Source organism: Nonomuraea sp. C10 (assembly GCF_008017515.1).
Taxonomy (GTDB): Bacteria; Actinomycetota; Actinomycetes; order Streptosporangiales; family Streptosporangiaceae; genus Nonomuraea; species Nonomuraea ferruginea.
The window spans coordinates 1,659,617-1,682,773 of record NZ_VPFF01000003.1 but is presented as its reverse complement, the minus strand read 5'-3'; the positions used below and the strand labels follow the sequence as shown (position 1 = coordinate 1,682,773).

The 23,157-nt window shown below is 69.7% G+C and carries 25 protein-coding genes; 14 read left to right on the top strand and 11 right to left on the bottom strand.

The window, feature by feature from the left end:
* Window positions 1-5: 5 nt before the first annotated feature.
* Entirely contained in the window at window positions 6-800 is a 795-nt protein-coding gene (gene proC / locus FR742_RS39630) for a pyrroline-5-carboxylate reductase (protein ID WP_148036334.1), read from the bottom strand.
* A 51-nt stretch (window positions 801-851) separates the two neighbouring features.
* Complete coding sequence (locus FR742_RS39625) at window positions 852-1,733, bottom strand: proline dehydrogenase family protein (protein ID WP_148036333.1); 882 nt, start codon at window positions 1,731-1,733, stop codon at window positions 852-854.
* Between the two features lie 132 nt (window positions 1,734-1,865).
* Here FR742_RS39625 and FR742_RS39620 point away from each other — a divergent pair, with 132 nt between their 5' ends.
* The 7 genes from FR742_RS39620 to FR742_RS39590 all read left to right on the top strand — a co-directional run bounded on the left by FR742_RS39620 (window position 1,866) and on the right by FR742_RS39590 (window position 9,866).
* On the top strand, window positions 1,866-2,324 hold the full coding sequence (locus FR742_RS39620) for a hypothetical protein (protein WP_148036332.1): 459 nt from the start codon (window positions 1,866-1,868) through the stop codon (window positions 2,322-2,324).
* Between the two features lie 151 nt (window positions 2,325-2,475).
* Window positions 2,476-4,347, top strand: coding sequence for a molecular chaperone DnaK (dnaK, locus tag FR742_RS39615; RefSeq protein ID WP_148036331.1), 1,872 nt, complete (start codon window positions 2,476-2,478; stop codon window positions 4,345-4,347).
* Window positions 4,344-4,949 (top strand): nucleotide exchange factor GrpE, encoded by a 606-nt coding sequence (grpE, locus tag FR742_RS39610; RefSeq protein ID WP_219544827.1) that lies wholly within the window; start codon window positions 4,344-4,346, stop codon window positions 4,947-4,949. The genes dnaK and grpE overlap by 4 nt, the downstream gene beginning before the upstream one ends.
* A 19-nt stretch (window positions 4,950-4,968) precedes the next feature.
* On the top strand, window positions 4,969-6,150 hold the full coding sequence (gene dnaJ, locus FR742_RS39605; protein ID WP_148036330.1) for a molecular chaperone DnaJ: 1,182 nt from the start codon (window positions 4,969-4,971) through the stop codon (window positions 6,148-6,150).
* Between the two features lie 4 nt (window positions 6,151-6,154).
* Window positions 6,155-6,505 carry a heat shock protein transcriptional repressor HspR gene (locus FR742_RS39600; protein WP_148036329.1) on the top strand — a complete coding sequence of 117 codons (351 nt, stop codon included), beginning with the start codon at window positions 6,155-6,157 and terminating at the stop codon, window positions 6,503-6,505.
* Entirely contained in the window at window positions 6,506-9,076 is a 2,571-nt protein-coding gene (clpB, locus tag FR742_RS39595; RefSeq protein WP_148036328.1) for an ATP-dependent chaperone ClpB, read from the top strand. It abuts the gene before it with no gap.
* A gap of 178 nt (window positions 9,077-9,254) precedes the next feature.
* Window positions 9,255-9,866: a hypothetical protein gene (locus FR742_RS39590; RefSeq protein ID WP_148036327.1), complete on the top strand. Its 612-nt coding sequence runs from the start codon at window positions 9,255-9,257 to the stop codon at window positions 9,864-9,866.
* 4 nt (window positions 9,867-9,870) lie between these two features.
* Here FR742_RS39590 and FR742_RS39585 read toward each other — a convergent pair whose 3' ends face one another.
* Window positions 9,871-10,401: a tetratricopeptide repeat protein gene (locus FR742_RS39585; RefSeq protein WP_261809033.1), complete on the bottom strand. Its 531-nt coding sequence runs from the start codon at window positions 10,399-10,401 to the stop codon at window positions 9,871-9,873.
* Between the two features lie 165 nt (window positions 10,402-10,566).
* On the opposite strand from FR742_RS39585, the gene FR742_RS39580 reads away from it, so the two are divergent.
* Window positions 10,567-10,818: a hypothetical protein gene (locus FR742_RS39580; RefSeq protein ID WP_148036326.1), complete on the top strand. Its 252-nt coding sequence runs from the start codon at window positions 10,567-10,569 to the stop codon at window positions 10,816-10,818.
* 4 nt (window positions 10,819-10,822) lie between these two features.
* Here FR742_RS39580 and FR742_RS39575 read toward each other — a convergent pair whose 3' ends face one another.
* The 5 genes from FR742_RS39575 to FR742_RS39555 form a co-directional block, all read right to left on the bottom strand.
* Complete coding sequence (locus FR742_RS39575; protein ID WP_148036325.1) at window positions 10,823-11,479, bottom strand: TetR/AcrR family transcriptional regulator; 657 nt, start codon at window positions 11,477-11,479, stop codon at window positions 10,823-10,825.
* Window positions 11,480-11,597: 118 nt separating this feature from the next.
* Window positions 11,598-12,674 carry a CapA family protein gene (locus FR742_RS39570; protein WP_148036324.1) on the bottom strand — a complete coding sequence of 359 codons (1,077 nt, stop codon included), beginning with the start codon at window positions 12,672-12,674 and terminating at the stop codon, window positions 11,598-11,600.
* 237 nt (window positions 12,675-12,911) lie between these two features.
* Window positions 12,912-13,313, bottom strand: coding sequence for a hypothetical protein (locus FR742_RS39565; RefSeq protein WP_148036323.1), 402 nt, complete (start codon window positions 13,311-13,313; stop codon window positions 12,912-12,914).
* Between the two features lie 355 nt (window positions 13,314-13,668).
* A complete protein-coding gene (locus FR742_RS39560) occupies window positions 13,669-13,893 on the bottom strand; it encodes a DUF397 domain-containing protein (RefSeq protein WP_148036322.1) in 225 nt (74 codons plus the stop codon).
* Between the two features lie 60 nt (window positions 13,894-13,953).
* Complete coding sequence (locus FR742_RS39555) at window positions 13,954-14,817, bottom strand: helix-turn-helix transcriptional regulator (protein WP_148036321.1); 864 nt, start codon at window positions 14,815-14,817, stop codon at window positions 13,954-13,956.
* Between the two features lie 693 nt (window positions 14,818-15,510).
* Between FR742_RS39555 and FR742_RS39550 the strand changes: the two genes are divergently transcribed.
* The 6 genes from FR742_RS39550 to FR742_RS39525 all read left to right on the top strand — a co-directional run bounded on the left by FR742_RS39550 (window position 15,511) and on the right by FR742_RS39525 (window position 21,111).
* Window positions 15,511-15,738 (top strand): hypothetical protein, encoded by a 228-nt coding sequence (locus tag FR742_RS39550; RefSeq protein ID WP_148036320.1) that lies wholly within the window; start codon window positions 15,511-15,513, stop codon window positions 15,736-15,738.
* 1 nt (window position 15,739) lies between these two features.
* Window positions 15,740-16,387: a hypothetical protein gene (locus FR742_RS39545; protein WP_148036319.1), complete on the top strand. Its 648-nt coding sequence runs from the start codon at window positions 15,740-15,742 to the stop codon at window positions 16,385-16,387.
* Window positions 16,388-16,504: 117 nt separating this feature from the next.
* Window positions 16,505-18,694: a molybdopterin-dependent oxidoreductase gene (locus FR742_RS39540; protein ID WP_148036318.1), complete on the top strand. Its 2,190-nt coding sequence runs from the start codon at window positions 16,505-16,507 to the stop codon at window positions 18,692-18,694.
* 1 nt (window position 18,695) lies between these two features.
* The gene (locus FR742_RS39535) at window positions 18,696-19,307 is read left to right on the top strand and encodes an HD family hydrolase (protein WP_148036317.1); all 612 of its coding nucleotides are present in this window, start codon (window positions 18,696-18,698) and stop codon (window positions 19,305-19,307) included.
* A 120-nt stretch (window positions 19,308-19,427) separates the two neighbouring features.
* Complete coding sequence (locus FR742_RS39530; RefSeq protein ID WP_187281588.1) at window positions 19,428-20,249, top strand: Rieske (2Fe-2S) protein; 822 nt, start codon at window positions 19,428-19,430, stop codon at window positions 20,247-20,249.
* A gap of 28 nt (window positions 20,250-20,277) precedes the next feature.
* Window positions 20,278-21,111, top strand: a complete 834-nt coding sequence (locus tag FR742_RS39525; RefSeq protein ID WP_148036315.1) for an SDR family oxidoreductase — start codon at window positions 20,278-20,280, stop codon at window positions 21,109-21,111.
* On the opposite strand, the gene FR742_RS39520 is transcribed toward FR742_RS39525, so the two are convergent.
* The 3 genes from FR742_RS39520 to FR742_RS39510 are packed head-to-tail and all read right to left on the bottom strand — an operon-like array spanning window position 21,108 to window position 23,118.
* Entirely contained in the window at window positions 21,108-21,329 is a 222-nt protein-coding gene (locus FR742_RS39520) for a hypothetical protein (RefSeq protein WP_148036314.1), read from the bottom strand. The two genes, FR742_RS39525 and FR742_RS39520, sit on opposite strands and share 4 nt — an antisense overlap.
* 30 nt (window positions 21,330-21,359) lie before the next feature.
* Complete coding sequence (locus FR742_RS39515; protein WP_148036313.1) at window positions 21,360-22,115, bottom strand: sulfite exporter TauE/SafE family protein; 756 nt, start codon at window positions 22,113-22,115, stop codon at window positions 21,360-21,362.
* Window positions 22,116-22,173: 58 nt separating this feature from the next.
* A complete protein-coding gene (locus tag FR742_RS39510) occupies window positions 22,174-23,118 on the bottom strand; it encodes an SPFH domain-containing protein (protein ID WP_148036312.1) in 945 nt (314 codons plus the stop codon).
* Between the last annotated feature and the right edge of the window lie 39 nt (window positions 23,119-23,157).

The following is a 23,157-nucleotide window of genomic DNA, read 5'->3' as shown; positions in this document are numbered from 1 at the left end:
TCGGGTCAGCCCGACGCGAGCTCGCGGCCCCGGTCGCGGGCCGCTTCGATGGCCGCCAGGAAGGCCGCGCGCACGCTGTGGCGCTCCAGCTCGGCGATGGCCGCGATCGTGGTGCCGCCCGGGGAGGTGACAGCCTCGCGCAGGATCACCGGGTGCTCGCCCGAGTCGCGGAGCATGACGGCCGCGCCCACGATCGACTGGGTGACCATGTCGAGCGCCGCCGCCCGGGGCATGCCCAGCAGGATCCCGGCGTCGACCATGGCCTCCACCAGGTAGAAGAAGTAGGCCGGCCCGCTGCCCGACAGCGCCGTGGCGGCGTCCTGCTGCGACTCGGGGATGCGCAGCACCTTGCCGACCGGCCGCAGCAGGTCTTCGGTGCGCCGCAGGTGGTCCTCCCCCGCGTACGCGCCCGCGGAGATCACGCTCATCGCCTCGTCGAACTTGATGGGCGTGTTGGACATGACCCTGACCACCGGCGTCTCGTGCCCCAGCCGCTGCTCCACGAAGGCCGTGGTGATGCCGGCCGCGGCGCTGATCACCAGGCGGTCGGCGGGCAGGTGGGGGGCGATCTCGTCGAGCAGCGAGCCCATGTCCTGCGGCTTGACCGCCAGGATGAGCGTGCCGGCCGACTTGGCGGCCTCGGCGTTGGAGACGGCGCGCACCCCGTAGGTCTCGGCCAGCGCCCGCGCCCGCTCCGGCCGGCGCACCGTGGCCAGCACGTCGCCCGGCTTGAACCCGGCCCGCAGCATCCCGGACAGCAGGGCCTCGCCCATCTTGCCGGTGCCGAGAATCGCGATCATCAGATGCCCCTCACGCATTAGACGCCGGTCGCAGCCTACCGGCGTCTCCGGTCAGCCCCGCGACAGCAGCGACCGGGCGAAGAACGCCAGGTTGGCGGGGCGTTCGGCGAGCCTGCGCATGAGGTAGGCGTACCAGTCGGCGCCGTACGGGACGTAGACCCGCATCCGGGCGCCCTGCGCGGCCAGCCTCTCCTGCTCGTCCGGGCGCACCCCGTACAGCATCTGATACTCGAACCCGTGGTGGTCGCGCCCCTCCAGCACGGCCAGGGTGGCGGCGATGCCGATCAGCCGCGGATCGTGGGTGGCGACCATCGGATAGCCGGTGCCGCCCATCAGCACCCTGAGGCAGCGCGCGTACGAGCGGTCGATGTCGGCCGCCGAGGTGTAGGCGCCCGGCGCGGTGTAGGCCCCCTTGCACAGCCGCACCCTGGCCCCGTCCAGCTTGACGCAGCGCTCGGCCGAGTCGCGCAGGTAGGCCTGCACCACCACGCCCACGCCGGGGTGCTCCTTGCGCAGGGTGGTGTGGATGGAGTGGAGGCCGGGGATGGTGTCGTGCTCCTCGGCGTCGAGGGTCAGCGTGATGCCCCGCAGCGCGGCGGACTCGCAGATGGTGGCGGCGTTGTCGAGCGCGAGCTGCTCCGACAGCCGCAGCCCGAGCGCGGTGAGCTTGACCGACACGTCGGCGCCTTCGGGCAGCACCCGCAGCAGCTCCAGATAGGCCCGGACGGCGCCCTCCGCCTGCGCCCTGTCGTGGACGTCCTCGCCCAGGTGGTCGACGGTGACGAGCAGGCCCCTGCGGGTCAGCTCGGCGACCGTGCGGGCGATGTCGTCGGCGACGTAGCGCCTGACCACGTCGCGGGTCAGCGGCGAGGTGGAGATGACGCGCTCGGCGCGCGCGCTCCGGGAGACGGCGAGTAGAGCCTGACGCAGCACGGCTCAACACTACTCACCGCGCCTGCGCGTGCCGCCCACTCCGGTGTCGCCGTACGGCCTGATTTCCCAAGAGACCTTCACAACGAGGTCAACCGGCTGAACCGGAGGCCTGTCACATCCGTCGTAGGGGTTATGCGCACAGCGACAGCGACTCTCATCGCCGGATGTCTCGTCCTCGCCGCCGGGTGCGGCGCCGAGCGGCCCGCCGAGCAGGCCGCGTCCCCCGGGCCTGACACGCCGGTGTCCAGCACACCCGTGGCCGACGTGGTCACGACCACCCCGCCGGCCACGCCCAAGCCGGTCAAGCCGACGGGCGACGCGCTCAACCCGCGCAAGGTGCGCTTCACCGAGGCGACGCCGGTGTCGAAGGGGCGCCAGGTGCGGCTCACGTGGTGGTCAGGGGTGGAGCCGTGCACGGTGCTCCACCGGGTGAAGGTCAAGGAGACGAAGAAGCGGGTGACGGTCACCCTGTACGAGGGCACGTCGCCGAAGGCGAAGAACGTCTCCTGCATCATGATCGCCATCGAGAAGAGCACGACCGTCAAGCTCAAGTCCCCGCTGGGCAAGCGGAAGATCGTGAGCGGCGTATGACGGGGTAAGCGGGAACCCCTAGGGGAGATCTCAGGGGGACAGAACGCCCTTGTCAGGGGTTGAGTCGAGTACGCTCAAGGCGTTTGACAAAGCACGCCTCCATTCGTAGGTTGAGCGTAACCGACTCAACTTTGACTACAAGGACGTACTCATGGCACGTGCGGTAGGTATCGACCTGGGGACGACCAACTCCGTCGTCTCGATTCTCGAGGGCGGTGAGCCCACCGTCATCGCCAACGCGCAGGGCTCGCGGACCACGCCGTCCGTGGTCGCGTTCGCGAAGAACGGCGAGGTCCTGGTCGGCGAGGTCGCCAAGCGACAGGCCGTCACCAACGTGGACCGGACGATCCGGTCCGTCAAGCGGGAGATGGGCACCAACTGGTCCCAGGAGATCGACGGCAAGAAGTTCTCCCCGCAGCAGATCAGCGCCTTCGTCCTGCAGAAGCTCAAGCAGGACGCCGAGGCCTACCTGGGCGAGAAGATCACCGACGCGGTGGTCACCGTCCCGGCCTACTTCAACGACGCCCAGCGCCAGGCCACCAAGGAGGCCGGCACGGTCGCGGGCCTCAACGTGCTGCGCATCATCAACGAGCCGACCGCGGCCGCGCTCGCGTACGGCCTCGACAAGGAGGAAGACCAGACGATCCTGGTCTTCGACCTGGGCGGCGGCACCTTCGACGTGTCCCTGCTCGACGTCGGCCAGGAAGACGGCCACGGGTTCGTCGAGGTCAAGGCCACCAGCGGCGACAACCACCTCGGTGGTGACGACTGGGACCAGCGCGTCGTCGACGAGCTCGTCAAGCGCTTCCAGAACGCTCACGGCGTCGACCTGTCCAAGGACAAGATGGCCCTCCAGCGCCTGCGCGAGGCCGCGGAGAAGGCCAAGATCGAGCTGTCGGCCCAGTCCGAGACCTCGATCAACCTGCCCTACATCACCGCCTCCTCCGAGGGCCCGCTGCACCTCGACGAGAAGCTGACCCGCGCCGAGTTCCAGCGGCTCACCGCCGACCTGCTCGAGCGCTGCAAGGGCCCGTTCCACCAGGTCATCAAGGACGCCGGCATCAAGGTCTCCGACATCGCCCACGTGGTGCTGGTCGGCGGCTCGACCCGGATGCCCGCCGTCACCGACCTGGTCAAGGAGCTGACCGGCGGCAAGGAGCCCAACAAGGGCGTCAACCCGGACGAGGTCGTCGCCATCGGCGCCGCCCTGCAGGCCGGTGTGCTCAAGGGCGAGGTCAAGGACGTCCTGCTGCTCGACGTGACCCCGCTGTCGCTGGGCATCGAGACCAAGGGCGGCATCTTCACCAAGATCATCGAGCGCAACACGACGATCCCGACCAAGCGCTCCGAGGTCTTCACCACGGCCGAGGACAACCAGCCGTCGGTGCAGATCCAGGTGTTCCAGGGCGAGCGCGAGATCGCGGCCTACAACAAGAAGCTGGCCACGTTCGAGCTCACCGGCATCGCGCCGGCGCCCCGCGGCATCCCGCAGATCGAGGTCACCTTCGACATCGACGCCAACGGCATCGTCAACGTCTCCGCCAAGGACCTGGGCACGGGCAAGGAGCAGACGATGACGATCACCGGCGGCTCCGCGCTGCCGAAGGACGACATCGACCGCATGATGCGCGAGGCCGAGTCGTACGCGGAGGAGGACCGCAAGCGCCGCGAGGAGGCCGAGGTCCGCAACAACGCCGACGGGCTCGCCTACCAGACCGAGAAGTTCCTGCGCGAGAACGACGACAAGGTCCCCGGCGACATCAAGACCGAGGTCAACGACGCGCTCGCCGAGCTGAAGAAGGCTCTGGAGGGCACCGACACCGACACGATCCGCAACTCGGCGGAGAAGCTCGCCACGGTCAGCCAGAAGATGGGTTCGGCGATCTACGCGCAGAGCCAGGGCCAGACCGCGGGCGGCCCCGAGGGCGCTCCCCAGGACGCGTCCGCCACCCAGGAGCAGAAGGCCGACGACGACGTCGTCGAGGCCGAGATCGTGGATGACGAGCCGAAGAAGGACAAGTGAGGCCGTTGCGTGAGAACGGGCACGAAGAGCCGGTGATCCGCGACAACCGCAAGATCGACCCGGAGACGGGGGAGGTAAGGGTGCGAGCCGAGAACGATTCGGCCAAGCAGGACCAGCAGCAGGCGCCGGCGGAGTCCGCTCCGGCCGACGCCGAGCTCCAGGCCCAGCTGGACGAGCGGACGGCCGACCTGCAACGTGTTCAGGCCGAGTACCAGAACTACCGCCGTCGCGTGGAGCGCGACCGGGTGGCCGTGCGAGAGCAGGCCACCGCCAACGTCCTCTCGGAGCTGCTGCCCGTGCTCGACGACATCGGCAGGGCCCGCGACCACGGTGAGCTCACCGGCGGCTTCGCGGCGGTGGCCGAGTCGCTGGAGGCGGTGCTCACCAAGCTGGGGCTCAGCCCGTTCGGTCAGAAGGGCGACCCGTTCGACCCGGTGATCCACGAGGCGCTGATGCACAGCTACTCGCCCGAGGTGACCGAGCCGACCGCGGTCGAGGTGCTGCAGCTCGGCTACCAGATGGGCGACCGGGTGCTGCGCCCGGCGCGCGTGGCCGTGGCCGAGCCGGGCGACTCACCCGCGTCCGATGACGACGACAACTGACGAGGACGAAGGGCCGTAGATGAGCACCAAGGACTACCTGGAGAAGGACTACTACGCCGTCCTTGGTGTGCCCAAGTCAGCCACCGCCGACGAGATCAAGAAGGCGTACCGGAAGCTGGCCAGGCAGTACCACCCCGACACCAACCAGGGCGACACGGCCAAGGAGAAGAAGTTCAAGGAAGTCTCCGAGGCCTACGACGTCCTGTCCGACAGCAAGCGCCGCAAGGAGTACGACGAGGCGCGCACGCTGTTCGGCTCCGGGGTGGGCGGCCAGCGTCCGGGTGGTGGCGGCGGCGGTTTCCCGTTCGACTTCGGCGACCTGTTCGGCGGCACCGGTCAGCAGACCTCCGGCCAGGGGGCGGGCGACCGCTTCAGCGACCTGTTCGGCGGGCTGTTCAACCGGGGCGGCACGACCCGCCCCGGCACCGCCACCAGGCCGCGCCGCGGGCAGGACATCGAGTCGGAGGTGACGCTGTCGTTCACGGAGGCCGCCGAGGGCACCACGGTGTCGCTCAGGCTGACCAGCTCGGCGGCCTGCACCGCGTGCAGCGGGACCGGCGCCAAGGCCGGCACCACCCCGCGGGTCTGCCCGACCTGCGAGGGCACCGGCGCGGCCAGCCGCAACCTGGGCAACTTCGCCTTCTCCGAGCCGTGCCGCGACTGCAAGGGCCGCGGGCTGCTCGTGGACGACCCCTGCCCCGTCTGCGAGGGCAACGGCCGGGCCAAGAGCACCCGCACGATCCAGGCGCGCATCCCCGCGGGGGTGGCCGACGGGCAGCGGGTCAGGCTCAAGGCCAAGGGCGCACCGGGCGAGAACGGCGGCCCGTCCGGCGATCTCTACATCGTGACGCACGTCAAGCCGCACACCGTCTTCGGCAGGTCGGGTGACAACCTGACCGTCACGGTCCCCGTGACGTTCTCGGAGGCGGCGCTAGGCGCCGAGATCAAGGTGCCGACGCTCAAGGGACTGCCGGTGACACTGCGCATCCCCTCGGGCACGCCGAACGGGCGCACGTTCCGCATCCGCGGCCGGGGTGTCACGCGCAAGGACGGCACCAAGGGCGACCTGCTCGCCAGCGTCGAGGTCATGGTGCCGAAGACGCTCGACGACAAGTCTCGTGAGCTGCTCACGGAGTTCAACACCGCCACAGCGGCCGAGGACCCGCGGGCCGATCTCATCTTGAGAGCCAGAAGCGAGTGAGCCCATGGACGCCAACTACTTCGACCTGTCGGACGACACTCCTGTTTACGTGATCTCGGTGGCCGCGCAGCTGTCGGGTCTGCATCCGCAGACCCTTCGGCAGTACGACCGGCTCGGTCTAGTCTGTCCGGGCCGTACGGCGGGGCGCGGCCGCCTCTACTCCACAAGAGACATCATCCAGCTGCGCGAGGTCCAGCGCCTCTCCCAGGAGGAGGGCATCAACCTCGCCGGCATCAAGCGGATCCTGGAGCTGGAGAACGAGTCGTTGCGGCTGCGTGAGGAGGTTCACCGCCTCCGCGCCGAGCTACAGATGATCAAGGCGCTGATCCGTTACGAGCTGCCACCGGGGGCGTAGATGGAATACAAGCTCACTCAGAAGAGTCAGGAGGCGATCTCGGGCGCCATGCGGCGGGCCGCCGCCGAGGGCAACCCCGAGATCTCTCCGCTGCACCTGATGACCACGCTGCTCTCGCAGACGGGCGGCACCGCCGTCCCGCTGCTGGAGGCGGTCAGCGCCGACTGGCGGACGCTGCGGGCCAAGGCCGAGGAGCAGCTCGCGGCGCTGCCCAAGGCTCAGGGCGCGACCGTGGGGGCGCCGACGAGCTCCCGCCACCTGCTCACGGTGATGAACACCGCCGCCCAGCACGCCAAGCGGCTGGAAGACCAGTACGTGTCGACCGAGCACCTGCTGGTGGGCCTCGCCGCCGACGGCGGCCAGGCCGCCGACCTGCTCAAGTCCGCGGGCGCCACCCCGCAGGCGCTGCTCGACGCGTTCGAGAAGGTACGCGGCCACGCCCGGGTCACCAGTGAGACACCCGAGGACACCTACCAGGCGCTCGAGAAGTACGGCATCGACCTGACCGGGCAGGCCCGCTCGGGCAAGCTCGACCCGGTCATCGGCCGCGACTCGGAGATCCGCCGGGTGGTGCAGGTGCTCAGCCGGCGCACCAAGAACAACCCGGTGCTGATCGGCGAGCCCGGCGTCGGCAAGACGGCCGTGGTCGAGGGCCTGGCCCAGCGGATCGTGGCCGGCGACGTGCCGGAGTCGCTGCGCAACAAGCGGCTGATCGGGCTCGACCTGGGCGCGATGGTGGCGGGCGCGAAGTACCGCGGCGAGTTCGAGGAGCGGCTCAAGGCCGTGCTCGCCGAGATCAAGGAGAGCGACGGTCAGGTCGTCACGTTCATCGACGAGCTCCACACCGTCGTCGGCGCGGGAGCCGCCGAGGGCGCGATGGACGCGGGCAACATGCTCAAGCCGATGCTGGCCCGCGGCGAGCTGCGGATGATCGGCGCGACCACGCTCGACGAGTACCGCGAGCGCATCGAGAAGGACCCGGCGCTGGAGCGCCGCTTCCAGCAGGTGTACGTGGGCGAGCCGACGGTCGAGGACACCATCGCGATCCTGCGCGGGCTGAAGGGCCGCTACGAGGCCCATCACCAGGTGCAGATCGCCGACAGCGCGCTCGTCGCCGCCGCCGCGCTCTCCGACCGCTACATCACCAGCCGCTTCCTGCCCGACAAGGCCATCGACCTGGTCGACGAGGCCGCCTCCCGGCTGCGCATGGAGATCGACTCCCGTCCGGTGGAGATCGACCAGCTCCAGCGGACCGTCGACCGGATGAAGATGGAGGAGCTGGCGCTCTCCAAGGAGACCGACGAGGCGTCCGTACAACGCCTGGAGCGGCTCCACCAGGAGCTGGCCGACCGCCAGGAGGAGCTGAACGCCCTGGTCGGCCGGTGGGAGCACGAGAAGGCGGGCCTCAACAAGGTCGGCGAGCTGAAGAAGCAGCTCGACGAGGCGCGCGGCACCGCCGAGCGGGCGCAGCGCGACGGCGACTTCGAGACCGCGTCCCGGGTCATGTACGCCGACGTGCCACGCCTGGAGCAGGCGCTGAAGGCCGCCTCGGAGGCCGCCCCCGACGAGAACGCCATGGTCAAGGAGGAGGTCGGCCCCGACGACATCGCCGAGGTGATCTCGTCCTGGACCGGCATCCCGGCGGGCCGCCTGCTGGAGGCCGAGACGGCCAAGCTGCTGCGCATGGAGGAGGAGCTGGGCAAGCGGCTCATCGGCCAGCACGAGGCCGTGCGCGCGGCGTCCGACGCGGTGCGGCGCAGCCGGGCCGGCATCGCCGACCCCGACAGGCCGACGGGCTCGTTCCTGTTCCTCGGCCCGACCGGTGTCGGCAAGACCGAGCTGGCCAAGGCGCTGGCGGAGTTCCTGTTCGACGACGAGCGGGCGATGACCCGCATCGACATGAGCGAATACTCCGAGAAGCACAGCGTCGCCCGGCTCGTCGGCGCGCCTCCCGGCTACGTCGGCTACGAGGAGGGCGGCCAGCTGACAGAGGCCGTCCGGCGCCGCCCGTACACCGTGGTGCTGCTGGACGAGGTGGAGAAGGCCCATCCGGAGGTCTTCGACATCCTGCTCCAGGTGCTCGACGACGGGCGGCTGACCGACGGTCAGGGCCGCACGGTCGACTTCCGCAACACGATCCTGATCCTGACGTCCAACCTCGGCTCCCACTTCCTCGTCGACCCGACGATGGAGAACGGCGCGAAGCGCGAGGCCGTGATGGGCGCGGTGCGCAGCGCGTTCAAGCCGGAGTTCCTCAACCGGCTGGACGACGTGATCCTGTTCGACGCGCTCGGCTCCGAGGAGCTGACGCGGATCGTCGACCTGCAGGTCGACCGGCTGGCCCAGCGGCTGGCCGACCGCAGGCTGACCCTGGAGGTCACGCCGGCGGCCCGCGAGTGGCTGGCCCTGACGGGCTACGACCCGATGTACGGGGCGCGCCCGCTGCGCCGCCTGGTCCAGTCGGCGATCGGCGACAAGCTGGCCAAGGCGGTGCTGTCCGGCGAGATCGTCGACGGCGACAAGGTCCTGGTCGACCTCGGCGACGACGAGCTGTCCGTCCAGCGGGCCTGACACACCCGCGCGAACGCCCGGAGGCCATCCTCCGGGCGTTCGACGTTCCCGCCCGGGTCATCCGCGCGCCCGGTTCGTAAGGTTCGGTCCAGCCTTCCGGCAAGCCGCCTCCAGTCCCTCGCGCGTCTGGCTAGCTTCGCGTTCGTCGGATCACCGAGAACGATCAGGGGGACGGGACGTGCCGACTCGAAGCATCCGGGGAATTCTTGCCATCGCCACTCTGACCGCGGGGGTCACCTGGCTGGGGGCGAGCTCCGCGGCCGCCGACGACTGCCGGGAAACCCGGACCAGCATGGGCTCGCCCGCCGCGGCGCTCTGCGACGAGCTCACCAAGGTGCGGCTGAGCGACAGCACCGGCCCGCTGCTCGGGTCGGAGAGCACCCACCTGGCCCTGGGCGCCGTCAGGCTGGCCGAGCACCTGGGCCTGACCGGGCTGGCCACCTCGCATTCGGCGATGGGGCTGTCGGACCTGGGCGGCGTCATGGCCACCTCGGCCATGCCGTCGGCGCTGCCCGCCGCGCCGACGGTGGCGGGCGTGACGAGCCAGGCCAAGCTGCCCGCCCTGCCCGCGCTGCCGGTGAACACCAGGACCGGACGCTATCCCTCGAAGACGGCGCCGCGCTCGTCGTCGAGCGTCCCGCTCGACCTGACGCGCCCGGTCGGCAAGACCAAGGACCGGCTCGTGCGCCGCACGCTGCCTCAGGGGCCGGGGCCGCTGAACGAGACCAAGCTCCCGGCCGACTCCCTCGACGGCGTGACGGGCCTGCTGCGGAGCCTCGACCTGCGCTGAGGGATCAGGAGACGAGGGCGTCGATCTCGTCCTCGGGCAGGCCCAGGTCGAGTCGGATGCGGTAGCGGGTGCGCAGCATCGACACCCGCTCCGGATCGTCGGAGTCGCAGGTCAGCAGGGCCTGGGTGACCCATTCGTGGCCCGCCTCCAGGTCACCGTAGGCGACCAGCGTCTCGACGATGCTGTGGGCGGTCGCCGCCGAGACACCGCCCTCGGCGCGGATCGCCTCGATGACCTCCCTCGCCTCGTCGTGCCGGTCGAGCTCGAAGAGGGTGTCGGCGATGCCTGCGCGCGGGTCGATGCCCGTCTCGCCGCCGTCTTCCAGCGCGCGCTGGAAACACTCCAGCGCGCGAGCGGGCTGGCCTGCCGCGCGCCACTCCTCCGCCGCCTGGACCAGGATGGACGCCCTGGATACGTCGCCGCTGGAGTAGTCGAGCGCTACGTCGTACAGCCGGCTGGCCAGGGAGCCGTGGTCGTCGGCCAGCAGCGCCTGCTCAAGCAGGCGATCAAGGTGCTCACGGGTCACATGCGCCACAACGCGAGACTACCGACCGCGGTGCGGTTTCGCCCGCTCAATACGCATCGCCGATGCCCTGATGAGACCACCACGAAACGTCATCGAGTCCTTACGCCATGCATATATGCGCAGGTCGTTGGGCATATACCGGTCACTTCGCGCCCGCGAGCGGAAGGGGCTGGGATGGGCAGGTCCAAGCAGATGACGTTCGCGCTGGCGCTCGCCGTGGTGTTGTCGGCGGTGGGGCCCGGGGTCGCGGGCTACCTTTCGGCCCGGCTCGAAGGGGTCGAGGCGGCCGAGCGGAGACTGCGGGTCCTGGAGGCCCAGCTGGAGGCGAGCCGGCAACGGTTGATCCGGCCGATGTCGCATTCCGAGGCGTGCGCGCGGCCCGGCGAGCCCCACTGGCTGCCGGAGCTGCTGGAGGCCGGGGGCTGACGCGCTAGTCGGGCTGCGGCGTGTACGACCTGAGCTGGCGGGACAGGAAACCCCGCACGAGCTGCCTGGCCGCGTCGATGATCTCCTCCGAGCCGTTCTGGTCGTAGCGGAAGGCCAGCTTGAGCACCGCGTCGCAGGCTTCGACGGCCACCAGCGCGGCGATGTCGAGCTCGTGGCTGTCGGCCAGGCCGAACTCGTTGAGCAGCAGCCCGCGCAGCCGGCCCGCGATCACGGTGTTGTTGTCGGAGTCGGAGTCGAGCAGGTTGAGGTCGACCACGTCACCGAACTGGAGACTCTTGAACCCGGGCACCGAGCGATGCATGTCGACGTACTCGTCGATGATCGCGTCGATGGCCTCCCACCAGCCGCGGTAGTCCTCCTCCATGAAGCGCCGCCCGACCCGGGTGACGAACAGCTCCACGTTGCGCCGGGTCAGCTCCTGCGTGATGGCGCGCTTGTCGGGGAAGAACTGGTAGACCGAACCGATCGCGACCCCCGCCCGGTCGGCGATGCGGGTCGTGGAGAGCGATTCGTAGCCGATCTCGTCGAGGAGCTCGGCGCAGGCGTCGAGCATCCGCTCGACCCGTCGGGCGCTGCGGCGCTGCGTGGGCTGTCGCCGGAGCGGCTTCGGCGACGCACAGTCATCTTCCAGTCGCGGCATGGACACGACCTCATCTTCCCCCTCCAGGCCCGATCGTTACCCGCGATTGACCGGATTTCCTGGGAATCCGCTGAGCCCGGCCGCCCGGATGTGGAGATCCCGGACATCTTCCACGCCGTCAGGGCCGGGCGTCCAGCTCGGTGCAGGAACGCAGTGCCTTCCAGTCGGCCACGGCCTGCTTCCTCGCGGCGCCGGTCATCGGGACCGGCACGCCGTTCTGGATGGTGGCGGGGGTCCACTGGTCCTTGAGGATCTTGCGGCCGTTGATGGTGAGGGTCAGCACGCCGGTGCGGCCCGTGGTGGCCGGGTTGGAGTTGTAGAAGACGAAGTTGCCGAGGCCGTAGCTGACGTACGCCTTGCCGAGGTACCCGGCCCCCAGCAGGATGTGCGCGTGCCCGCCGACCACCACGTCGGCGCCGGCCTTGACGAGCTTGGGGGCCAGGGAGAGCTGCGCCGGGTTCGGGCACTTCTGCATCTCGGTGCCCCAGTGCAGGTGGACGATGACGGTGTCGGAGTTCTTGCGCGCCTGCCGTACCGCCTTGATCAGGCGCGGCTCGTCCTTGGCCGACGCGAGCCCGCCCTTGCCGGGGGCCGCGGTCCAGGCGTTGATGAACTCGGAGTCCAGCACCTGGGTCGCGCCGATGATCGCCACCCGGTTGCCGTTCACCGTCTTCCTGAACGGCTTGAACGCCTGGTCGTCGTCCCTGCCGATGCCCACGATCGGGAACCTGGACTTCTTGATCGCGGCGAGCGAGTCGGCCAGGCCGGTCTCCATGTAGTCCATGCCGTGGTTGTTGGCCATGGAGGCCACGTCCACGCCGGCGGCCTTGAGCGCGGTCAACGCGCTGGCCGGGGCCCGGAACGTGTACTGCTTGCCGGGCGCCGGGGTGCCGCCCGTGGTGATCGCGGTCTCCAGGTTGATCATGGCGAGGTCGGCCTTGCGCAGCACCGAGGAGATGGGGCCGAGCGCGGTGCGCGGGTTGTCCAGCCGGGACCGCAGGAAGCCCTCGAAGTGCACGTCCCCGCCGAAGGCGATGGTGTACGGCTCGCGCTCCGGGGTGGCGGGGGCCGTCGGCTCGGCCGAGGAGGTGGCCGCGGCCTGCCGCTGCCGCTCGGGCGCCTCCGATCCGGCGGCCGTGCAGGCGGCGAGTGAGGCCATGACGGCCAGCACCGAGAGTGCGCGGGGGAAGTTCATCGGGGGCGCCATCCAGCTCAATCGGGACATCTGGGATTGAGCATGCCATGTGCTGCCTATTGCCGCGTAGTGCCCCCACCTTGACCTACGGGCAGTTATGGAGTTGTTGAGTCAAGTCATCGGGGCAGCCGAGCGCTGCCGGAGAAGTCCTGTGGTGCCCACCTCGTGGGCGAGATCATCGGCCCTTGCTCCAGGCCGGAGGTCACGGGTGAATACACGACTCCATCAACGGAGTAGTCACGACATCAGCGCGTACACGAGAGGCACCAGGAGGAGCGTCACGATCAGCCCGGCTACCACGCCCGCCCAGACGTGACCCGCGAACCATTGCCACAGCCTCCAGGGCCAGCGCCACCATCGGCTCGCAGGCGGTGAGCAGTGGCGCTGAATCTCCGCCACGATGTCTTCGACGATGGAATCCGGCGGCTCGCCGTTGACGAAGAGCCGAACCTCCCTGGCGCGGGAGTCGCCGACCACCCTGATCCAGTAGCCGCATGAGGGCTTCCCGACGTTAAGGGTGATCTGCCTTAGCTTGCTAGCAAGTGCTTGGTCGACATCGGGACAGGTGCGCAGCGTGCCCGATCTGGTCTCTCCCTGCACCCGGCAGGCCAGGGACAAGCGGTTCGAGAACGCCTCCACTCTCCGAAGGCAGCGAGCAACGGTTGACCGGTCACTCACGGACCAGATCCTGTCCATGTCGCGGGGGGCGTACATGATGACTCCTGGCAAGTGCTCATGAGCATTACGTGAAATGGGTGGCCCACGGGAGGCCGGCATGGGAGTATTCATGCGAGACATACGGCAGACGTCGCGGACGCGTGGAGGGCGCAGCCCCCATGACGAGGGCGCGACGAGTTGATCATTGGGCGCGGCTTGCGCCATGATGTGCGAGAAATCTTGCGTTCGCCAAGCGAACGGGGACCCGAGGGTCGTTGACGAGCCTCTTCTGGAACGGCCCTGTCCGGTTGTGCCATCAACCTGCCAGGGCCGTTTTTCACGCGCTGGCCTGCAGAGCCTCCAGGTCGAACTCTCCATCCCTGACCCCGGCCGTGAAGGCGGCCCACTCGGACGGGGTGAAGACCAGGACGGGTCCGTCCTGAACCTTGCTGTCCCTCAGCGCGACATTCCCGTCGGCGAGGGGGGCGACCTCAACGCAGCTGCTAGCGCCGTTGCAGAAAGTGCTCTTCTGCCATGCCGCCGTCTTGTGATGGATAGACATTTTCTCCCCAAATGGGCAAAGGGGCACCATTGCCCCTTTTGTTCTGATCGATCGCTGACCTCAGCCTCGCCACATCATCGCCTTGCGCTGGATGAGCACGCGTGTGTCGTCCTCGTCCAGTGCCTGTGACCTGATGTTTTCGAAGGCTGCCTCGTAGCCCGCTACCCGCTCGAGGTCGTCGACGAAGTCAGCAGTATAAAGCTGCTCCAGATACACCACATCGTCGAATTCCGCGAACTTGAGGTGGATGAACGCACCCGTGCTTACGGGGTGCAACGCGTCCATGGGCAATACCTGAACGCTGACGTGGGACAGAAGAGACAACTCCAGGAGATGCTCCATCTGTGCCCGCATCACCGAGGGCTCGCCGAAGCGGCGCATCAAGGCGGGCTCGTCCAGCACGAAGCGCATCTCACATGGATCGGGGCGGTGCAGCACGCGCTGCTGCCTGTCGAGGCGGGCCTCGACCCTGCTCCTGACTCCGCTGTGGGTGATGCGCGAGATGCCACGGACGGCCAGGACGACCTCTCTGGCGTAATCCTCGGTTTGGAAGAGGCCGGGCACAATCTGGGGTTCCCAGTTGCGCTGGATGATGGCCTCCGCCTCCAGCCCGAGGAATCTTGTGTACTCCTCAGGCAGGGCGTCTTCGTAATCTTCCCACCAGCCCCGCTGATCCGCATCCCGCAACAGGCCGAAGAGTTCGTCAAGTTTGGCTTCGTCGAGACGGTAGAGCTTCCCCATCGCCTTGACGTCGTCTGCGCTGGGCATGGTCTTGGCGGCCTCGATCCGCGAGACCTTGCTGGGGGACCAGCCGAGCTCCTTGGCGGCCCTGGCGCCGGTGAGCTTGCGTCGCTCGCGGAGAAGCCTGAGCTCCTGGCCGAGCCTGAGCTTGCGGACAGTCGGACTGCCCTGCGTCGGTGGCACCGTCGACTCTCCTTGCCGGGATGAAGGTGTAGCCGGAGTGAACCGTTTCGAGCCCGCAGTCTTGGGCCGTTCCACCAATCTTACACTGCAACTTGCACGAGTACTCCCATTTGCTCTTGCCAAGAGCCTTCCACGGAGAGACGGTGTCAAGCAAGCAGAGCTTCTGCCCGGGGGAAAACGGGGAAGGGGGCAAGGTGACGACCTCTTGTGCTGGCCCGACTACATTCAAGGCCACTCCGTGCAAGTTGCACAGCAACAAGAAAGCACCTTGCGGAAGAAACGGGAATATTTCTTGCGGGAGGCCTTGCAGCAAGGCAATCTCCGGGAGACGATCGAGACACGAGGGATCTCTCCAGAGGTGAGGAGGCCGGCATGACCGCACGGCCCCGCCCGCAGAGGATCCCCACCACGACTTACGCGCGGCTGGTCAGGCCGCAAAACCGGCAACGGCGCCGTCCCGGAAATGGACACCATCACAGGGAGGCCGTCAGCCGGAAGGATCCCGCACTGAGTTAGAGAGTCATCGCCGCGATTGTCGCTCGCTTCAGAGCATACGAAGCAGGAACAACAAAGCCGGACCGAGGCCGCGCACTCATCCGCCGCAAATGGGCTGCCACCCAGCGGCGCGACGATCGTCGGCCTGCAGTCCGGCGTAAGAAGCCACCTCTGTGATGCCGCGAAAGGGGTCTTCTCATGTACTCACAAGGTACCAAGGGACTCAGCCGACGCAAGTCCCGGGTGCTCACCCGCCTCCAGGAACTGCTCGCCTGGGCGGACCGCGAAATCTGCATGGAACCCGACGAGTTCGCCTACCGCCGGGGCTGGACGGTCACCAGGACCGGCTTCGGCTCCCGGCGCTACCGCGACCCACGCTTCGACCTGCTCAAGATCCCACCACGGGTCCCGGAGGAGGTGTCCTGACATGGCGAGGAACCCGCGCAACCAGATCTACCCGGGCTACGAGGACCTGCCCGCCCCGCGCGGCTCGGGACCCCTCACCAGGCTCTGGCGGTTCCGTACCGAATTACTGCTCCTCGCCGGGCTCGCGCTGCTCGTGCCGGCCGTCCTGGGCGCCACCCAGGAGGGCAGATGGCTCCCGTTCGTCCTGCTGAGCAGTGCCGTCTCGGTGCCGGCCGCGACGCGGTTCGGCCGCAACTGGGCCGTCGTGCACTTCTGGTGCGTGGTGTCCCGCCACCGGCTGCAGCGGGTCTGCCTGGAGACCACCCTGCACACCCGCGCCGGCCGCATCCCGCTGGTGCTGTGGATCACCCCCACGGCCACGGGCGAGAAGGCCCTGATCCTGACCAGGGCCGGCATCAGCGCCGAGGAGTTCGAGGCCTACGCCGAGGAGATCGCGGCGGCCTGCTGGGCCAGGACCGCCGCGGTCTACAAGCACCGCACCCGCGCGAACCTGGTGATCGTCGAGGTCGTCAGGCGTGACGTGCTCCCCGGGGCCGTCTCCCCCGGTCTCGACCGGCTCTACGGCCGGCGGACCTGGATCCCGCTCCGGCCCGACCTCGACGAGCCGCCTGATCTGCACCGGCCGCTGGTTCTGCAGCGGGCGGGCTGAGGACCTAGGGACCCGCGCCTCCCTAGGAAAAGCCCCGGAGACCGCGGGGGCTCCGGGGCTTCCCCATGTCCCGCGTACGAGTCAAGATGAGTTCAGCTTACGAACTCAGGAGTCGTGATGACGTCGACCGTCCACCGGACCTGTCCCTTGTGCGAAGCCGTCTGCGGCCTGACGCTGACCCTCGACGACGGCGGCCACGTGACCAGCGTGCGCGGTGACAAGGCGGACCCGTTCAGCAAGAGCTTCATCTGCCCGAAGGGCGCCAGCCTCGGCAGGCTGGACGAGGACCCCGACCGGCTGCGCGCGCCGCTGATCCGGGAGGGCGACCGGTGGCGCGAGGTGAGCTGGGACGAGGCGTTCGCGGCCGTCGAGCGAGGGCTCGCCGAGGTGACCGCCGCGCACGGCCGCCAGTCGGCCGCCGTCTATCTGGGCAACCCGAGCGCGCACACGATGGCCGGCGCGCTCTACGGCGGCCCGCTGATCAAGTCGCTCGGCACCCGCAACGTCTTCTCCGCCAGCACCGCCGACCAGATGCCCAAGCACGTGGCCAGCGGGCTGATGTTCGGCCATCCGCTCGCCATCCCGGTGCCCGACCTGGACCGCACCGGCTACCTGCTGATGCTGGGCGCCAACCCTCTGGAGTCCAACGGCTCGCTGTGCACGGCTCCCGACTTCCCCGGCAGGCTCAAGGCGCTGCGCCGGCGCGGCGGGCGGCTCGTCGTGGTCGACCCGCGCCGCACCCGGACGGCCGCGTCCGCCGACGAGCACGTGTTCGTGCGCCCAGGCACCGACGCCTACCTGCTGTTCGGGATCGTCCACACGCTGTTCGCGGAGGACCTCGTCACGCTCACCCACCGGGTCAACGGGCTCGACGAGGTGCGCGAGGCGGCCAAGCACTTCCCACCTGACCTGGTGGCCCGCCGCACCGGCGTGCCGGCCGAGGTGATCGTACGGCTCGCGCGGGAGCTGGCGGCGGCCGACAGGGCGGCGGTGTACGCCAGGATCGGCACCTGCACGGCCGAGTTCGGCACGATCGCGCAGTGGCTCGTGGACGTGCTGAACACGCTGACGGGCAACCTGGACCGGCCGGGCGGGGTGATGTTCCCCAAGGCCGCCACCGAGTTCGGCGGGCGGCGCGGCCCGTACCGGGTGGGGCGGTGGCGGAGCCGGGTGCGCGGCCTGCCGGAGGCGAACGGCGAGCTGCCGGTGGCCACGCTCGCCGACGAGATCGAGACGCCGGGCGAGGGGCAGGTCAGGTTCCTCGTCACGGTGGCGGGCAACCCGGTGCTGTCGGCGCCGAACGGCGACCGCCTGGACCGGGCGCTGGCCGGGCTCGACTTCATGGTGAGCGTGGACCCGTACCTCAACGAGACCACCAGGCACGCGCACGTCATCCTGCCGCCGCCGCGGATCCTGCAGTCGGGGCACTACGACTTCGCACTGCTGGGCTTCGCGGTGCGCAACTACGCCCGCTACTCGCCGCCGCTGCTGCCGCTGGGGGACCGGCCGTCGGAGGCGCTGATCCTGTCCAGGCTCGCCATGATCGCCTCCGGGCTCGACGGCGACCTGGACGAGTTCGTGATCGGCCAGCAGCTGGCCAAGGCCTTGGAGACGCCCGGTTCCGGCGTCGAGGGCAGGGACCCGGCCGAGCTGCGCGCCCTGCTGGAAGGCGAGACCGGCGCCGAGCGGCGGCTGGACCTCATGCTGCGGCTCGGGCCCTACGGCGAGTGGGCCGGCGGGGGCGACCTGTCGCTGCGCAAGCTGCTCGACAACCCGCACGGCATCGACCTGGGCCCGCTGGAACCGCGGCTGCCCGAGGTGCTCAGGACGGCCTCGGGCGTGGTCGAGCTGGCGCCGCCGCTGCTGCTGGAGGACGTGGAACGGCTGCGCGCGGGGCTGGACGCCGAGCCTCCCGAGCTGGTGCTGATCGGGCGGCGGCACCTGCGCTCCAACAACAGCTGGATGCACAACGTGGGCCCGCTCGTGGGCGGCAGCAACGCCTGCACGCTCCAGATCAACCCGATGGACGTGGCCAGGCTCGGGCTCGGCGGCGAGGCCGTGGTCCGCTCGGCCACCGGCGAGCTGACGGTGCCGCTGGAGCCGACCGACACGATCATGCCGGGAGTGGTCAGCCTGCCGCACGGGTGGGGGCATCAGGGCAGCTCGCAGACGGTCGCGGCGAAGCACCCGGGGGTCAGCGCGAACACGCTGACCGACGAGTCCGCTGTGGACGTTCCGTCTGGTAACGCAGTGTTCAACGGAGTTCCGGTAAGAATTTCACCTACCAGTATGATCAGCGCACATTAAGGTGTCGCGCGTGACTATCGTGCCAGAAGAGGACCGCCTGACCACCCAGATCGCCTTCGCCGTAGAGATCGACAAGCTGAAGCGGATCGTCCGCCGCAACCTGCTGATGGACGGTTCCAGGCGGGAGAACGACGCGGAGCACTCCTGGTACGTGGCCACGCTGGCGATGGTGCTGGGCGAGCACGCGCCGCCGGGCACCGACATCCAGCGCGTCATGGCCATGCTGCTGGTGCACGACCTGGTCGAGATCGACGCGGGCGACACGTTCATCTACGACCCGGTGGCGGTGGCCGCGCAGGCGGAGGCCGAGCGCGCCGCCGCCGACCGGATCTTCGCGCTGCTGCCCGACGGGCAGGGCACGCCGCTGCGGGAGCTTTGGGAGGAGTTCGAGGACCGCAAGACGCCCGAGGCGAGGTTCGCCAAGGCGCTCGACCGGTTCGCGCCGATCCTGGCCAACCACCACACCGAGGGCGGCACCTGGCAGCTGTTCAAGGTGACCGCGGCCCAGGTGAGGGAGAAGGTCCGGCTGATCGAGGAGGGCTCGCCGTCACTGGGGGCGTACGCGCGCGCGATCGTCGAGGAGTCGGTCGCCAGGGGTCACCTTCCCGAGTGACGTCCGCACCCCTGGGGTAGGGGACTTGTCGTGAAAGAGACAGTACGGGCGAGACGTCGGCACTTGCGGCGTTTCGTGGGACCGGTCGATCTCACTGACCGGCTTGAGAAGTCCACGTCCATGGACCGGCCGATCCGCGCGCTGGCCAAGACCATGCGTCAGCGGCTCCGCCCAGGCCTGGTCCGCGACCTGCTGCACGGGGTGCCCACGGGCAAGCCGGCGCACCCGCCCCTGGCCCAGGCGGCCCTGGGCTGCTGGATCTCGGCCACCCTGCTCGACGCGGCCAAGGCCGATCAGCGCGCCGTCCGGCTGCTGCTGGCCGCCGGCATCGCCACCTCGCTGCCCACCGCCGCCGCGGGACTGACCGACTGGTCGTCTCTCCACCAGGAGCAGCAGCGGGTGGGGTTCGTCCACCTGGCGGCGAACGTGCTCGCCCTCGGGCTGTTCTCGGGCTCGCTGCTGGCCCGGGTACGCGGTCGCGAGCGGGCCGGCCGCGCGCTGTCGTACGCCGGGCTCGCCGCGGGCGGGTTCGGCGGCTATCTGGGCGGCCACCTGGCCTACCGCATGGCGGCGGGGGCCAACCACGCGCCCCAGGTCTCCCACCTGGTGCCGCTGGGCTGGCACGACCTGTGCCTGCTGAAGGACCTGCCGGACGGCCGCCCGGTGTCGCGGCGGCTCGGCTACATCTCTCTCTTCGTGCTGCGGCGCGCCGAGAACGTCACGGTGATGGTCGACACCTGCCCGCACCTGGCAGGCCCTCTCCACCAGGGCAGGCTCGTCGAGGAGGACGGCGAGGCGTGCGTGGTGTGCCCGTGGCACGGCAGCACCTTCCGGCTGGACGACGGCTCGGTCCGGCACGGTCCGGCCACCGCGCCCGCGCCCACGTTCGAGACCCGGCTGCGCAAGGACGGCACGATCCAGGTGCGGCCGAGCTTGACCTGAAGTCGAGTTGAGGTTTTACGGTCGCCGCATGAGCACGATTCTGGTGACCGGCGCGACCGGCAACGTCGGCGGACATGTGGTGAGAGAACTCGAACGGGCGGGCCTGCCGGTGCGCGCCCTGGTGCGCGACCCGGCGCGGGCGCGGCTGCCTGAGCGGGTGGAGACGGTCGCGGGCGACCTGACCAGGCCCGAGACGCTGGGACCCGCCCTGACGGACGTGGAGACGGCGTTCCTGGTGTGGCCGGGCTTCGCTGCCCGGACCGCCGAACCCGTGGTCGAGGCGCTCGCCGGGCGGGCCAGGCGGGTGGTCTACCTGTCGGCGAACGTGCCCCAGGGCGACGGGGAGCCGACGATCTTCCATCAGGAGCTGGAGCGGCTCATCCGCGCCTCCGGGATGAGCTGGACGTTCCTGCGGCCGAGCGGCTTCGCCGTCAACACCCTGGGCTGGGCCGACCAGGTCAGGACGGGCGTCGTGCGCTGGCCGTACGGGCAGGCGGGGCGCACCCTCATCCACGAGAAGGACATCGCGGCGGTGGCGGTGCACGTGCTGACCTCAGCCGGGCACGGCGGCGCGGCCTACCCGATCAGCGGGCCCGAGGTCCTCACCCAGGCCGAGCAGGTGCGGATCATCGGCGAGGTGATCGGCCGTGAGGTGCGCTGGGAGGAACTGCCGCCGGAGCAGGCGCGCGAGCAGCTGCTGGCGGCCTGGGGCGACGCGAACTTCGTGGACGCCGCGCTGGCGGGCTGGCGGAGCCTGGTGGACTCCCCCGAGGAGGTCACGGACGTCGTGGAGAAGCTGCTGGGCAGGCCGGCGCTGCCGTTCCGGTCCTGGGTGCGCGACCACGAGGCCGACTTCCGCTAGTCCTTCTCGTCGGCGGGGTGCTCGACCAGGGCGAGGATGCGGCTGGACATGAAGCGGGCGGTCCGGATGACGGTGCCGCTCCTGGTCACCTCGGTCACCTCGACGAGCCCCCGCCGGGTGGCCACCTCGACGCGGCGGCCCGCGCGGGTGGCGACGACCTCGTACGTGCGCGGGGTGCCGCCCGCGTCGATGACGATCTCCACCCGATCACCCTTCATGTACTGATTTATGCCCAGAATGTCGGGAAATTATCCGTACACCAGTTTGATTATCGCCACGATCCCCACCGCCACGATGACCACGCGCAGCAGTGGCGCGGGGATGCGGCGCCCGACCTTCGCCCCCAGGAAGCCGCCGATCATCGCGCCCAGGGCCACGGCCAGCACCGCCCACCAGTCGACGTCCGCGATCAGGACGAACAGGACGGCGGCGGTGGAGTTGACCACCAGCGAGAGCACGTTCTTGGCCGCGTTCACCCGCTGCAGGTGCTCGTCCAGGAAGCTGCCGAGCAGCCCGATGAGCAGCACGCCCTGGGCGGCGCCGAAGTAGCCCCCGTAGACGCCCGCCCCGAACACCCCGAGCCAGAGGGCGGGGCCGCCGTGCGGGTGCGCGTGCTCGCGCCGGGCGGCCAGCCAGAGGTTGAGCCTCGGCTGGATGATGACCAGCACGCAGGCCAGCCCGATCAGCACGGGGACGACCACCTGGAAGACGTCCGGATCGAGGTAGAGCAGCAGGATCCCGCCGGCCAGCGAGCCGAGCGCGGACCCCATGGCGAGCCTGACCAGCCGGTCGCGCTGCCCGCGCAGCTCCGCGCGGTAGCCGTAGGCGCCGGTGACGGAGCCGGGGACGAGGCCGACGTTGTTGGACACGTTCGCCACGACCGGATCGACGCCGACGGCGACGAGGGTGGGGAAGGTGATCAGGCTCCCCGAGCCGACCACCGCGTTGATCGCCCCGGCCGCCATCCCGGCGACCCACACGGCGAGCGCTTCCCAGACCGTCACCCCGACCCCTTCCCAGCATCAGCGTCGAGTGCCGAGCCTAGGGGGCCTGGCGGGGCGGTTACGCGTCCGGGGTGGCGGGGGGATTGCGCGCGGGGGGATTCGGCGGGGTGAACAGGCCGCCGAGGCTCTCCAGCGCCTTGCCCATCTCCGAGGGGACTATCCAGATCTTGTTGGCGTCGCCCTTGGCGATCTCGGGCAGGGTCTGCAGGTACTGGTAGGCCAGCAGGTGCTGGTCCGGGTTGCCCTCGTGGATGGCCTTGAACACCATGCCGATCGCGTCGGCCTGGCCCTTGGCGCGCATCGCCTGGGCCTCGGCCTCGGCCTGGGCGCGCAGCACCGCCGCCTCCGCGTCGCCCCTGGCCCGTAAGACCGCCGCCTGCTGCTCCCCCTCGGCCGCCAGGATGGCCGCCTGCCGCTGGCCCTCGGCGGTGAGCACGGCGGCCCGCTTGTCGCGGTCGGCGCGCATCTGCTTCTCCATCGAGTCCTGGATCGAGGCCGGCGGGTCGATGGACTTGAGCTCCACCCGGTTGACCCGGATGCCCCACTTGCCGGTCGCCTCGTCCAGCGACCCGCGCAGCTCGGTGTTGATCTCCTCGCGGGAGGTCAGCGTGCGCTCCAGGTCCATGCCGCCGACGACGTTGCGCAGCGTGGTGACGGTGAGCTGCTCGACGCCGATGAGGAAGTTCGCGATCTCGTACGTGGCCGCCTTCGGGTTGGTCACCTGAAAGTAGATGACGGTGTCGATGGAGACGACCAGGTTGTCGGAGGTGATCACCGGCTGCGGCGGGAACGACACCACCTGCTCACGCAGGTCGATCATGTCCTTGATGCGGTCGATGAACGGCACCACCATGTTGAGCCCCGGGGCGAGCGTGCGGTGGTAGCGGCCCAGCCGCTCCACGATCGCCGCCGTCGCCTGCGGGATGATCCTGATGGTCCGCGCCACCCCGAAGCCCACCGCCGCGACCAGGACGAAGGCGACGATGAGCTGCTCCACGGACATGGCAACGCTCCGAAATCGACGGGCCTGACCCGCTGCATG